At 38.0% G+C, this 12,518-nt stretch carries 14 protein-coding genes and 1 other annotated feature; of the genes, 11 read left to right on the forward strand and 3 right to left on the reverse strand.

Features of this window, described 5'->3' with window-relative positions; genetic code table 11:
- Window positions 1-19: 19 nt before the first annotated feature.
- Together LMOATCC19117_RS06110 and LMOATCC19117_RS06115 are read right to left on the reverse strand one after the other, a co-directional pair.
- Complete coding sequence (locus tag LMOATCC19117_RS06110; RefSeq protein WP_003734680.1) at window positions 20-487, reverse strand: DMT family transporter; 468 nt, start codon at window positions 485-487, stop codon at window positions 20-22.
- Window positions 488-501: 14 nt separating this feature from the next.
- The gene (locus tag LMOATCC19117_RS06115) at window positions 502-951 is read right to left on the reverse strand and encodes a DMT family transporter (protein WP_003721609.1); all 450 of its coding nucleotides are present in this window, start codon (window positions 949-951) and stop codon (window positions 502-504) included.
- An 88-nt stretch (window positions 952-1,039) separates the two neighbouring features.
- Here LMOATCC19117_RS06115 and LMOATCC19117_RS06120 point away from each other — a divergent pair, with 88 nt between their 5' ends.
- The 7 genes from LMOATCC19117_RS06120 (at window position 1,040) to LMOATCC19117_RS06150 (ending at window position 6,932) form a co-directional block, all read left to right on the forward strand.
- Window positions 1,040-1,570, forward strand: coding sequence for an AAA family ATPase (locus LMOATCC19117_RS06120; RefSeq protein ID WP_003726945.1), 531 nt, complete (start codon window positions 1,040-1,042; stop codon window positions 1,568-1,570).
- 30 nt (window positions 1,571-1,600) lie between these two features.
- Window positions 1,601-1,912, forward strand: a complete 312-nt coding sequence (locus LMOATCC19117_RS06125) for a PadR family transcriptional regulator (protein ID WP_003724743.1) — start codon at window positions 1,601-1,603, stop codon at window positions 1,910-1,912.
- A 2-nt stretch (window positions 1,913-1,914) separates the two neighbouring features.
- Entirely contained in the window at window positions 1,915-2,466 is a 552-nt protein-coding gene (locus LMOATCC19117_RS06130; RefSeq protein ID WP_003724744.1) for a DUF2812 domain-containing protein, read from the forward strand.
- 338 nt (window positions 2,467-2,804) lie between these two features.
- Window positions 2,805-3,674: a glucosaminidase domain-containing protein gene (locus LMOATCC19117_RS06135; protein WP_072217677.1), complete on the forward strand. Its 870-nt coding sequence runs from the start codon at window positions 2,805-2,807 to the stop codon at window positions 3,672-3,674.
- Window positions 3,675-3,970: 296 nt separating this feature from the next.
- On the forward strand, window positions 3,971-4,957 hold the full coding sequence (locus LMOATCC19117_RS06140) for a glucosaminidase domain-containing protein (RefSeq protein ID WP_003743895.1): 987 nt from the start codon (window positions 3,971-3,973) through the stop codon (window positions 4,955-4,957).
- 111 nt (window positions 4,958-5,068) lie between these two features.
- The gene (locus LMOATCC19117_RS06145) at window positions 5,069-6,148 is read left to right on the forward strand and encodes a M42 family metallopeptidase (protein ID WP_003724747.1); all 1,080 of its coding nucleotides are present in this window, start codon (window positions 5,069-5,071) and stop codon (window positions 6,146-6,148) included.
- Window positions 6,149-6,173: 25 nt separating this feature from the next.
- Window positions 6,174-6,932, forward strand: coding sequence for a TrmH family RNA methyltransferase (locus LMOATCC19117_RS06150; RefSeq protein WP_003721616.1), 759 nt, complete (start codon window positions 6,174-6,176; stop codon window positions 6,930-6,932).
- 44 nt (window positions 6,933-6,976) lie between these two features.
- On the opposite strand, the gene LMOATCC19117_RS06155 is transcribed toward LMOATCC19117_RS06150, so the two are convergent.
- Window positions 6,977-7,336 carry a DUF6054 family protein gene (locus LMOATCC19117_RS06155; protein WP_003721617.1) on the reverse strand — a complete coding sequence of 120 codons (360 nt, stop codon included), beginning with the start codon at window positions 7,334-7,336 and terminating at the stop codon, window positions 6,977-6,979.
- A 156-nt stretch (window positions 7,337-7,492) separates the two neighbouring features.
- Here LMOATCC19117_RS06155 and LMOATCC19117_RS06160 point away from each other — a divergent pair, with 156 nt between their 5' ends.
- The 4 genes from LMOATCC19117_RS06160 (at window position 7,493) to LMOATCC19117_RS06175 (ending at window position 12,506) form a co-directional block, all read left to right on the forward strand.
- Window positions 7,493-7,816: a winged helix-turn-helix transcriptional regulator gene (locus tag LMOATCC19117_RS06160; protein WP_003721618.1), complete on the forward strand. Its 324-nt coding sequence runs from the start codon at window positions 7,493-7,495 to the stop codon at window positions 7,814-7,816.
- A 92-nt stretch (window positions 7,817-7,908) separates the two neighbouring features.
- Window positions 7,909-8,138 (forward strand) — a binding site (T-box leader).
- Between the two features lie 45 nt (window positions 8,139-8,183).
- Window positions 8,184-9,236 (forward strand): phenylalanine--tRNA ligase subunit alpha, encoded by a 1,053-nt coding sequence (gene pheS, locus LMOATCC19117_RS06165; protein ID WP_003721619.1) that lies wholly within the window; start codon window positions 8,184-8,186, stop codon window positions 9,234-9,236.
- A complete protein-coding gene (gene pheT / locus LMOATCC19117_RS06170) occupies window positions 9,236-11,644 on the forward strand; it encodes a phenylalanine--tRNA ligase subunit beta (RefSeq protein WP_003730983.1) in 2,409 nt (802 codons plus the stop codon). Before pheS ends, pheT begins: the two co-directional genes overlap by 1 nt.
- Before the next feature lie 160 nt (window positions 11,645-11,804).
- Entirely contained in the window at window positions 11,805-12,506 is a 702-nt protein-coding gene (locus tag LMOATCC19117_RS06175) for an ABC transporter ATP-binding protein (RefSeq protein ID WP_003721621.1), read from the forward strand.
- Window positions 12,507-12,518: the final 12 nt, after the last annotated feature.

Below are 12,518 nucleotides of genomic sequence, written 5' to 3' on the forward strand. Positions count from 1 at the left end.
CCGGAGAGGTTTTCCTTTTTTAAAAACGTTGAATTAAAAATACACCAACAAGCATTAATAAAACACCAATCATACGATAACGGTTAATTGGATGAGGAATAACCCCGAAAAAACCAAAATGATCAATAATAAGTGCAATAATCATTTGCCCACAAAGCGCTAAAACAACCGTCATTGCTGAGCCGAGTAATGGTAAAAGTAAAATGTTAGAAGTTACGAAGAGCACTCCAAGCGCACCGCCAGTGAAAACCCACCAAGGAATTCGGCCGACACCTTTCAGTTGAAAAGTCAAACGACGCTCGACAATTAGACAAACAAGCGTAAGTAACGTTGTCCCAACTAAAAAGGAAATAAATGATGCCACAAAAGGAGAACCGACAGTGAGCCGAAGTTGGCTATTAATCGACGTTTGAATCGGGGAAAGTAGTCCAGAAACAAGTCCCATTGCCATAAATAGTAATAATGATTTGGATGATATTTTTGTCATGTTTTCTCCTCCTTTTAAAAGCGTTGCATCAAGTAAATGCCGCCGAACATTAAGATAACGCCAAGTAGACGTTCGATATTAATCTCATGCATTGGTACTTGAAATAAACCAAAGTTATCAATAATAATCGCCATAATCATTTGTCCACAAACCGTAATCATCACAAGAAGTGCCGAACCAAGTCGAGGTAAAAGTAAAATATTGGCCGTTAAGAAAATAACGCCTAATGTTCCACCACCAACCCATATATACCAAGGATTTGAGGCAATCATTTCTGAAGATATTGGCCATGATTTTTGTGTAAATAAACAAACGATAAGTAAAACAGTTGTCCCTACCATAAAAGAAACCCACGAAGCTAAAAACGGTGATTTCGTATATGTACTAAGTCGCGTATTGATGGCCGTTTGAACTGGTAATACCATCCCAGCTAACAAACCTGATACAATAAATAATATAATCAAAAATTTCCCTCCCTTTTATCACAATGAGATAATTATAAAATAAAAGCGGGGTAAAAAGATAGTAATTAATTTAAAGCGAGGTTTTTTTATGAAAATTCGTATTATCGGATCCGTCGGAAGCGGCAAAACCACTCTAGCAAAAAAGCTTTCCGAGTGGCAACAAATCGATTATTTTGAAACAGATCGCATTGTCTGGAAACGAGAAGAAACAGAGGTAAGACGAACCGACAATGAAAAAATAGCTGTATTAAATAAGATTCTTCAACAAGAAAACTGGATTATTGAAGGCGTTCATTTGGAAGCATGGGTGGACGAGAGCATTAACCAAGCGGACGTGGTTATTTTTCTTGATTTACCTAAAAAACAAATCCGCTCCCAAATTATTAAGCGCCAAATTAAACAATTACTACGATTAGAAGCAGCTCATTACCCAATTCGGTTCAACATGTTAAAGAAAATGTTTTATTGGGACGATTTATTTGACCAACGAACAAAACCACTAATTGCTAGAAAAATGGCCCAAAATCCAACAAAATGGCTAATTATCAAAGAAAAAACGGTATTTCAAGAAATAAAAAATGGGGTATTGCAAATTATATCGAGCCGTGATATATTATAAGTATCAAATACATCGAGGTGCGATATAGTTATGAATGAAAAATTACGGAAAGCCTATCTTCCAATGACCGAAACCGCTTTTTACATATTACTATCGCTCGTCAAACCAAGGCACGGTTACGCGATTATCGAAAACGTCGCAAAGATGACAGATGATCGAATCAAGCTTGGTCCCGGTACTATTTACGGAAGCTTATCCAAAATGAACAAAGATAATTTGATCCAAATTATTCAAGAAGAGAGTAATCGGAAAATCTATCAAATTACTGAAATTGGCACAGATATTTTGCAATTAGAAAAAGCGCGCATCGAAGAATTGTATAGAAACTCAAGGGAGGTCTAATAATGGAGAAAAAAGTCGTTAAGTTTTTTACCGTGGACAATATGGAGAAAGAAGAAGCCTATTTAAATGAAATGGCACAAAATGGTTGGTTCTTTCAAAAATATAAATCTTTTAGATATCATTTCAAACAGGGAGAGCCTGCGAAATACAGCTATGCGATTGATTTCAAAGAAAATGAAGGAGACGAAGATGCCTACAAAACACTTTTCGAAGATGCTGGCTGGGAGACTGTTTTTAGCTATCCAGTATTAAATGGCAATTGGATGTATTTCCGCAAAGCCGTAGCTCCTGGAGAAACAGAGGAAGCTATTTTCACTGACGAGACTTCCCTAATTCAACTTTACAAAAATATCCGCAAACGTTGGACGATTTTTGGTGCGATAGTGAGTTTGTTTTTACTTATTGAATTGTTAATCGTGTTTCAAATGGAAAACAATATTGGAATTACTACATTCATCTTTATTATTTTTCTTATTCTTGTTGCACTATATGGTAAAATGTTTTTCAACTTAACCCGGAAAATAAATCATTTAGTTACAAGAAAAACTATCTAATACAATCAAAAAAAGATTACGACTTAGTTTGCGTAATCTTTTTTTGATAAGATTTACTATTATATATAGAAGAAAAACGCTTTTTTCTTAGTAAATGAAATTTTTCATAAATCATTTTATTTTTATATGACTAAATGATGGCAAATGTTACAAAACGAAGAATTATTAATATCATTTGCGGATTCATTGGCTATAAATCAATATTTTTGCTGAATCATATAAATGTTAAAGATTTCTTAAATTCACTAAAATAGACCCCTAGATGGATTGCAATTGTAATGAAAGTAACGTATTCTAGTACCATCAAGGGATTCGTAGACAGAAAGGCGTGACGACATCTGAAATATAGGAAATTATCTAAAAAGAAGAAACAAAAGAGGCTAATTGGAATAGCGGGAATTTTACTTCTAGTAATTCTAGTAGGTGTCATTGCATCAGTTGTTAGACAGCAATACCTAATTATGACTGCACCAGAACCGGATCCAGCATTTCATTCCAAAGAACAAAACTTTTTAAATGAACTTTCGCCACGTGCACAAGAAATTCAAGAAAAGCACGGTATCTTAACGAGTATTACACTCGCTCAAGCCATTCTCGAATCAGACTGGGGCCAAAGCGGTTTAGCGCAAAAAGGTAACAATCTATTTGGTGTCAAAGGAAAATCGCCACAACCAATGGTGACGATGACAACGAAAGAATTTGTAGATGGTAAATGGATTGAAATTAATGCTAATTTCCGAAAATATAAAGACTGGAATGAGTCACTCGATTCGCACGCTGAACTTTTTTTGAAGGGCACTTCTTGGAATAAAGATAAATATAATGGAGTAATTGCTGCAGATGATTATAAAAAAGCCGCGCAAGAATTACAATCAGCTGGCTATGCAACTGACCCAGATTATGCGGAGAAATTAATCAATATTATCGAAAAATATGATTTAGCATTATACGACCGAATTGAAGATAAAATCTATTATGATACAAAATCAACTGGCTTCGGCAATGTGAAAAAAGATGTATCTGGCGCAATTTGGACGAAACCATATGGACTTTCCGGCGCGCTAAAAGTAGAAGAAATTAACTACTATAAACGTGAAGATTTGAAACTTTTACGTGAAGCAAAGACCGATAGCGGTGTTTGGTATCAAATTGCAGTAGATACCGAGCCGATTGGTTGGGTGAAACAAGAATTAATCGATAAAAAGTAAAAAATAACCGAAAAAGAGCAAAATGACTTGTCTTATTTATAGGCATAAAGTCCTTTTTAAGCTCTTTTTCTTTTTTATTTTCATCAATACGAACTTTGAGAAAGGGCTATATCAAAGCTACGAGCGTATATTGTAACATAAGTAATGTAAAAGTAATGTGTATTACAAGAATGTTTTGATAGAATGAAGTGGTTGTTTTAAAGAACACTAGTTTCCAGTTTTTCAAAAGCTGGAAGGATAAATCAAAGAAGGATGTGCAATAAATCATTATGTTACAGCTCGCAAAGAAGCATTTGGTGACAATTGGACTTGGAATTACAATTACATTATTTGCAGTACCAATCCACTCCCAAGCTGCTGGTCTAGAGGACGGCTTGACTTCCAAGCAAGAGAAGTTTATTAATGAGATTGCGCCGCATGCTCAAAAAGTGCAAAAAGAACATGGTATTTTAGCTAGTATTACGATTTCGCAAGCAATCCTAGAGTCCAATTGGGGCGAAAGTAAATTAGCAAAAGATGGCAATAATTTATTCGGAATTAAAGGTTCCTATCAAGGAGCTTCTATTAAATTACCTACCAAAGAACATAATGGCGTTGTTTGGGTTGGAACAGATGCTGTTTTCCGTGCGTACCCAGGTTGGTATGAATCAATGAATGACCACGCACTTTTATTTGTCAATGGACCGTCTTGGAACCCTCATTTATACGGAGGACTAATCAAAGAATATGACTTTGAAAAGGCAGCTATTGCCCTTGGAAAAACAGGCTATTCATCTGATCCAGAGTATGCAGCGAAATTAATTGAACTGATCAAAAAAGCAAATTTAAATAAATACGATACCGTTTATAGCGAACGTGTATCAGACAAAGCAATTAAGGCTGCTGGAGAAGTAGCTGTCAAAGATAATTGCTATGTTTGGTCTGCTCCGGGTGGCACAAAAGGTGCGAAACCTATCGTCAGCACTACCAAATACTTTGGCCGTCAAGTTTCTATTAATCAAGAAGTAAAAGTAACAGATTCCAATATTTCTTGGTACCATATCCATCAAAATGGAGAATCCATCGGTTGGATTGAAAGTACATCGATTAAAGACTTCTATCAATTAGAAGACTATGCGCCAACAGTAGATGCATTACTAAAAACAGATGACAACAATCGTTTAGTAATCAATATGGATATCGATACATCTGAGCTACACAAAACAAAACTAGCAAAGGCAGATACCAAAGAGAAAACTGCCTTTAATTTACCTTTACTGAACGTTCAATCCATCATCTGGTAATAACCTTGCAAAAAAAGCTGAATAGATTACTCGGCTTTTTTTGCGTTTTCAAAGGATTTTTAGAAAGAAACTGTTATAATGAAAATGGAGTTTATAAGGAGGGTTATTTATATGGATGAACAATTAAAGATGTTAAAAGCATTAACAGATGCAAAAGGTATTCCCGGTAACGAACGTGCAGTGAGAAATGTGTTCCGCGAATACATCGAACCGCTAGCGGATAGTTTTGAAACAGATGGCTTAGGAAGTGCTGTTGCAAAAAAAGTCGGAGCAGAAGATGGACCTAAAATTATGATTGCTGGCCATTTAGATGAAGTTGGCTTTATGGTAACGCAAATTGACGATAAAGGTTTTATCAAATTTCAAACTGTGGGCGGCTGGGTTTCCCAAGTAATGCTCGCACAAAAAGTAACTATCGTGACGCGCTCTGGCGAAGAAATCACAGGTGTTATCGGTTCTAAACCACCACATGTGATGACAGCAGCAGAACGCCAAAAATCATTCGATATTAAAGACATGTTTATTGATGTCGGTGCAGTAGATAAAGCTGAAGTGGAGAGCTATGGCATTCGTCCAGGCGACATGATTGTACCTGCTTTTGACTTTACCGTAATGAAAAACGAAAAATTCTTACTTGCAAAAGCATGGGATAACCGTATTGGCCTTGCAATTGCGATTGAAGTACTTAAAAACTTACAAAAAGAACAACATCCAAATATCGTTTACGGTGTAGGAACTGTTCAAGAAGAAGTTGGTTTACGTGGTGCCAAAACAGCTGCGCATTTCGTTCAACCAGATATTGGTTTTGCCGTTGACGTTGGTATCGCAGGAGATACACCAGGCGTTACAGACAAAGAAGCAATGAGCAAAATGGGTGAGGGTCCACAAATCGTCATTTACGATGCATCTATGGTAGCGCATGCCGGACTTCGTGATTTTGTCACAGATGTAGCGGATGAACTATCTATCCCTTACCAATTTGAAGCAATCCCAATGGGCGGTACAGACTCAGGTTCCATCCACTTAACTGGAAACGGAATCCCGTCTCTATCCATTACCATTGCAACACGCTACATTCATTCTCATTCCTCGATGCTACACCGTGATGATTTTGAAAATGCAGTAAAACTAATTACCGAAGTAGTCAAACGTTTAGATAAAGAAAAAGTAACAGAAATTCGCTTAGGTTGAGTTTCGAGAAAAGAGGACAACTTTTATGGAACAGATTCAATCAGTAAAAAACGACCGTGTCAAAACATGGAAAAAACTACAAACGAGAAAAGGCCGCGATAAAACCGGGACTTATTTGGTGGAAGGCTTTCATTTAGTGGAAGAAGCATTGCGTCAAGATGGTTTAGTACTGGAGCTGCTTGTTTCAAGTGGTGTTTCTGTTCCGGAAGAGTGGTTAAAAGGCGATTACGATGTATTTGAAATTAGTACAGAAATCAGCCACTTAATTAGCGAAACAATGACAGAGCAAGGTGTTTTTGCAGTAGTCGCAACATCTGAACCAGATATGATGCTTTTATATGGGAAAAAATTATTGCTAGTAGATGCAGTGCAAGATCCAGGCAACGTAGGTACGTTAATTCGTACGGCTGATGCTGCTGGATATGATTGTGTCGTACTTGGCAAGGGAAGTGCAGATCTTTATAATCCTAAAGTAATTCGTAGTACGCAAGGTAGTCATTTCCATATTCCCGTTATTCAAGCAGATTTATTTGATTGGATTGCGAATTTAGAAGAAGAGGGCGTTCCAGTTATTGGGGCAGTTCTTGATGACCAAGCGAAATCATTAAACGACATGACAAAACGCGACACTTTAGCGTTGATGGTCGGAAATGAAGGTAATGGCATTTCTCCTGAATTACAAGATCGTCTTTCTGAAAAAGTATATATTCCAATTTATGGTGACAGTGAATCATTGAATGTCGCAGTTGCTGCTGGAATTCTACTTTACGGCTTAAGAAAATAAAGAAAAAGTGGTGGCTAAGTTGTTTTGACTTAGTCACCACTTTTTTAGATTTCTTCTTGTTTTTCAATAGCTACTTCCCGAATAGCAACGCGTTTTAAATCGGCTACAACACTGTGCATATAATCAAATGCCGCACCCCAGTCAATTCCAGTAAAAAAGCCATTTGAACTACCAGTGGAGATAATCGTTACTTCTGTTTCTCCGTGAAAATTATTAATCGTAACAAAAAGTGCTGCACGATTCGACGAGCGGAAATAAAACTTTTCGCAAGCAAGTGTTGCAAGCTCTCCAAAATCAAAAGTTCTAACTTCAGAAAACACGATATTCGATCCCACTTGACCAGCTTTAATTATTTCGAAAGTTTCTGCAACGTCCGTTTTAACAATATAGCGAATGGATGGCATATCAGTACCTCCTTCTATAAAACTATCTTATATATAGTTTAAGACAGAAGAAGAATTTGGTCAATCGGGCCACAACTTACTAAATATAAGCAACATAATATTTATTAGTTACTTTCTGATGATAGATATGGTACAATAACGTTAGAGGTGAGAATTATGACTGATGCACATACAGTATGTCCGAAGTTTGAATCGGCGTTCCAATTACTAGGTAAACGCTGGACTGGACTTATCATCAATGTCTTACTGACTGGTCCAAAAAGGTTTAAACAAGTCGCCGCTGAGATCCCGCAAATGAGTGATCGGGTGCTTGCAGAACGTTTGAAGGAACTTGAGGAAATGGATATTTGCTTAAGACAAGTTTATCCAGAAACTCCTGTACGCATTGAATATGAATTAACCGAAAAAGGGAAAGCACTCCAAGAAGTAATGCTTGAAGTCCAGTGCTGGGCGGATAAATGGGTGGAAGTACCTAATTAAAAAAGAAATAATCTCTCCAACCAATATGGAGAGATTATTTTTTAGCTTGAATCTTTCCTAGAACCATACTATAATAGAAACTATCTAAATAACTAAAGACAATGAAAGAGCCAAGTAGCATAGTGAGTCTGTATAGGGAGAAGTGGTCATAGACTGAAAGCCACTTTACAAACGAATTTGTGAACATTTCACCTCTGGAGTCGCCCCCCGAGAAGCACTTTATGTGTGAAGGTGGTCCGGTTACTAAGCCGTTATCGAATTTTGAGTGGGAACAATTTTTTGTTCTTATTAGGGTGGTACCGCGAGAAGTCTCGTCCCTTTGTGGATAGAGCTTTTTTATTTTGTCTAAAAAGAAGGAGTGAACGGTATGTTAGAACAGTTACAGACGCTGAAAAATGAAGCAGAAACGCAAATTAACGAAGCATCAGACTTAAAAACATTAAACGACTTACGGGTAAAATACCTTGGTAAAAAAGGCCCGATGACCGAAATCATGAAACAAATGGGGAAACTTTCCGCAGAAGAACGACCAAAAATGGGTTCACTTGCGAATGAAGTAAGAACCGCATTAACAGAAGCAATTTCAAGCAAACAACAAATTTTAGAAACAGAAGCAATCAATGAAAAACTAAAATCAGAAACCATTGACGTTACATTACCAGGTACTGCTCCGAGTATTGGAACAAAACACTTGCTAACACAAGTAATTGAAGAAATGGAAGATATGTTCATTGGGATGGGTTACGAAATTGCAGAAGGGCCAGAAGTAGAACTAGATTACTACAACTTCGAAGCGTTAAATTTACCAAAAGATCATCCAGCTCGTGATATGCAAGATAGCTTCTATATTACAGAAAATACTTTACTACGTACCCAAACTTCACCTGTACAAGCAAGAACAATGGAAAAACATGACTTCTCTAAAGGACCAATCAAAGTTATCTGTCCAGGGAAAGTGTACCGCCGCGACAATGATGATGCAACTCACTCCCACCAATTTACGCAAATTGAAGGGCTGGTTGTTGGCGAAAACATCACGTTTGCTGACTTAAAAGGAACATTAACTGTTCTCGCAAAAACAATGTTCGGTGAAGAACGTGAAATTCGTCTTCGTCCATCCTTCTTCCCATTCACAGAACCATCCGTTGAAATGGATATCTCTTGTTTCAAATGTGGCGGTAAAGGGTGCCGCGTTTGTAAAGGAACAGGTTGGATTGAAATTTTAGGAAGCGGAATGGTACATCCAAACGTGCTTGAAATGTCGGGAATTGATTCCACGCGTTACAGCGGTTTTGCTTTCGGCTTAGGACCTGAACGGGTTGCGATGTTGAAATATGCGGTGGATGATATTCGCCACCTTTATACAAATGATTTACGCTTTACGAAGCAATTCCAAAGTACAGAAACGGGGGAAATCTAATGTTAGTTTCATATAATTGGGTCAAAGAATTTTTCCAAGACTTCCCGTTAACGGCGGAAGAGCTAGGAGAAGCAATTACAAGAACAGGTATTGAAATCGAAGGCGTAGAAGAATTAAGCGCTAGTTTGAAAAATGTCGTAGTCGGCGAAGTTTTATCATGCGAACGCCACCCCGATGCAGAGAAATTGAATAAATGTCTCGTTCAAACAGACGAAACAGAACCTGTTCAAATCATTTGCGGAGCTCCAAACGTTGCCGCTGGTCAAAAAGTAATCGTAGCCAAAGTTGGCGCAAGACTTCCAGGTGGACTTAAAATCAAACGCGCAAAACTACGCGGCGAAGTGTCAGAGGGAATGATTTGCTCCCTGGCTGAACTTGGCTTTGAAAGCAAAGTTGTACCAAAAGCATACGCAGAAGGAATTTATGTATTACCTGCGCACGTGGAAACGGGTGTAAGTGCAATCACTTTACTTGGACTAGATGATGCGATTTTGGATATGGCAATCACACCAAACCGCGCAGATGCATTGAGCATGAATGGTGTAGCTCACGAGGTTGGTGCGATTATTCATCAAAAACCAGCACAACCAACCGAGCCTGACGTATCTGAAAAAGGAAAAGCAGACGATTTCATTTCTGTAGAAGTTGAAAATCCAGCCGAAACACCTTACTATGCTATTAAAATGGTAGAAAACATTGAAATCAAAGAATCGCCACTATGGCTGCAAACAAAACTAATGAAAGCTGGCATTCGTCCACATAATAACGTGGTCGATGTTACCAACTACATCAATTTATTATACGGACAACCTTTGCATTCCTTTGACTATGATAAAATTGGTAGCAAGAAAATCGTTGTACGTTCTGCAAAAGAACAAGAAGAGATTACCACGCTTGATGGCGAGAAAAGAACTTTACAGGCTGGACATACAGTTATTACAAATGGCGTAGAACCAATTGCTATCGCTGGCGTTATGGGTGGAGAATTTTCCGAAGTAACAGAGAACACAACGACAGTAGCGCTAGAAGGTGCTATTTTCAGCAGCTCTTCCATCGGTAAAGCATCTCGCGAATTATACCTACGTACAGAAGCAAGCATCCGTTACGACAAAGGTTCTGACGCTTGGAAAGTAGAAAAAGCACTTGCACATGGCGGAGCGTTAATCGCTGAACTAAGTGGCGGAACACTAGTAGGCGGTGTCGTAGAAGTAGATAACCGTGAAAAAGCTGTAAATAAAATCGAAACAAGCCTAACACGCATTAACCGCATTTTAGGAACAGCAATTACGCTTGCGGAAATCGAAACAATTTTTGATCGTTTAGGTTTTGTATTAGAAGTGAAAAATGATGCTCTAATCATTGAAGTGCCGACAAGACGTTGGGACATCACTATTGAAGCAGATATTTTAGAAGAAGTAGCTCGTATTTACGGTTACGATGAAATTCCGGTAACACTTCCTGCGACAAGCACAACAGGCGGCTTATCAGACAGCCAAAAAGCTCGTCGTGTCATGCGCGCTTATTTAGAAGGAGCAGGACTTAACCAAGCATTAACTTACTCTTTAACATCTAAAAAAGATGCAACTCGTCTAGCGCTTTCTGATGAAAAAACAGTTGCATTATCGATGCCAATGAGTGAAGAACATAGCCATTTAAGAACAAGTATCGTTCCACAATTAATTCGTAGCGCAAGTTATAACATCGCTCGTAAAAATATGGACGTGGCACTTTACGAAATGGGTACCGTGTTCTACGCAACAGAAGGGGACAATTTACCAATTGAACAAGAGCATTTGGCAGGTCTAATTACTGGGAACTGGCATACGGTTGATTGGCAAAAAACACCAAAACCAGTAGACTTCTTCGTTTTAAAAGGAATTGTCGAAGGTTTAGTGAACAAATTAGGTATCAAATCCGAACTTCACTGGAAACAAACAGAAAAAGAAGAACTGCATCCGGGAAGAACCGCCAGCCTTATTTTAGAAGGACAAGAAATTGGTTATCTTGGAGCACTTCACCCAGCGGTAGAAGCTAACTATGATTTAAAAGAAACATATGTCTTTGAAATCAATGTAGCTGCATTACTAGATGCAACCAAAGAAAAAGTTGTGTACCATCCAATCCCACGTTACCCAGAAATGACTCGCGACTTAGCATTGCTTGTGGATAAAAATACCGACCATGCAACAATTTCTCAAGTAATCCAAGAGCACGGCGGAAAGTTACTTGTCGATATCGAGCTATTTGATATTTTCGAAGGGGAGAGTCTTGGCGAAAATAAAAAATCGCTCGCATACACATTGACTTTCCTAGATAGCGAAAGAACACTAGTCGAAGAAGATGTACAAAAAGCAACCAATAAAGTAATAGAAGCATTACAAGAAAAACTACATGCGATTATTCGTTAAATGAAGAAGAACTAGGCTAGCTGGAAAACATTTTCAACTAGTTTGGTTCTTTTTTTGTTTTTTATAAAATAGTGGAAGTCTTTCCTTTTTTAGTACTTCACTTACTTAAATAACACATGTTATAATGATGGCACATGCCAGAGAAAAAAGGACGAGAAAAATGACCTATGTAGAAATGAAAGATGTATCTAAATACTATCAAATGGGCGAGAACGTTGTCACGGCAAATGATAAAATCACTTTCGGGATAAAAAAGGGTGAATTTGTTGTAATAGTCGGACCTTCTGGAGCCGGAAAATCCACTGTACTTAATATACTTGGTGGAATGGATAGTGCAAGTGAAGGCAAAATTATGGTAGATGGGCAGGATATTGCTCAATATAATGCAAAACAATTAACCAAATATCGGCGAACAGATGTCGGCTTTGTATTTCAATTTTACAATTTGGTACCCAATTTGACTGCTAAAGAGAACGTAGAATTAGCTGCCCAAATTGCGCCAAATGCATTAGACGCAGAAACTGTTTTAACTCAAGTTGGATTAAGTCACAGATTAGACAATTTTCCAGCACAACTATCTGGCGGGGAACAACAGCGTGTCGCCATAGCACGTGCGCTTGCTAAAGCACCGAAACTGCTTTTATGCGATGAGCCAACCGGGGCACTTGATTACGATACTGGAAAATCAGTCTTAAAATTATTACAAGAAACTTGCCGTAACACGGGAACAACCGTTATTGTTATTACCCATAACACAGCGATTACGCCAATTGCAGATCGAATTATTGAAATTAATAATGCAAAAGTTCGCAGCATCAAAGAAAATCCAGAACCAATGTCGATTGATGATTTAGAATGGTAGGAAGGAGCAACC

The organism is Listeria monocytogenes ATCC 19117 (genome assembly GCF_000307025.1).
Lineage (GTDB): Bacteria > Bacillota > Bacilli > Lactobacillales > Listeriaceae > Listeria > Listeria monocytogenes_B.

Coding starts and splice junctions, on each gene's coding strand:
- LMOATCC19117_RS06110 (WP_003734680.1), bottom strand. CDS start 487: ATGACAAAAATATCATCCAAATCATTATTACTATTTATGGCAATGGGA.
- LMOATCC19117_RS06120 (WP_003726945.1), top strand. CDS start 1,040: ATGAAAATTCGTATTATCGGATCCGTCGGAAGCGGCAAAACCACTCTA.
- LMOATCC19117_RS06125 (WP_003724743.1), top strand. CDS start 1,601: ATGAATGAAAAATTACGGAAAGCCTATCTTCCAATGACCGAAACCGCT.
- LMOATCC19117_RS06130 (WP_003724744.1), top strand. CDS start 1,915: ATGGAGAAAAAAGTCGTTAAGTTTTTTACCGTGGACAATATGGAGAAA.
- LMOATCC19117_RS06145 (WP_003724747.1), top strand. CDS start 5,069: ATGGATGAACAATTAAAGATGTTAAAAGCATTAACAGATGCAAAAGGT.
- LMOATCC19117_RS06150 (WP_003721616.1), top strand. CDS start 6,174: ATGGAACAGATTCAATCAGTAAAAAACGACCGTGTCAAAACATGGAAA.
- LMOATCC19117_RS06155 (WP_003721617.1), bottom strand. CDS start 7,336: ATGCCATCCATTCGCTATATTGTTAAAACGGACGTTGCAGAAACTTTC.
- LMOATCC19117_RS06160 (WP_003721618.1), top strand. CDS start 7,493: ATGACTGATGCACATACAGTATGTCCGAAGTTTGAATCGGCGTTCCAA.
- pheS (WP_003721619.1), top strand. CDS start 8,184: ATGTTAGAACAGTTACAGACGCTGAAAAATGAAGCAGAAACGCAAATT.
- pheT (WP_003730983.1), top strand. CDS start 9,236: ATGTTAGTTTCATATAATTGGGTCAAAGAATTTTTCCAAGACTTCCCG.
- LMOATCC19117_RS06175 (WP_003721621.1), top strand. CDS start 11,805: ATGACCTATGTAGAAATGAAAGATGTATCTAAATACTATCAAATGGGC.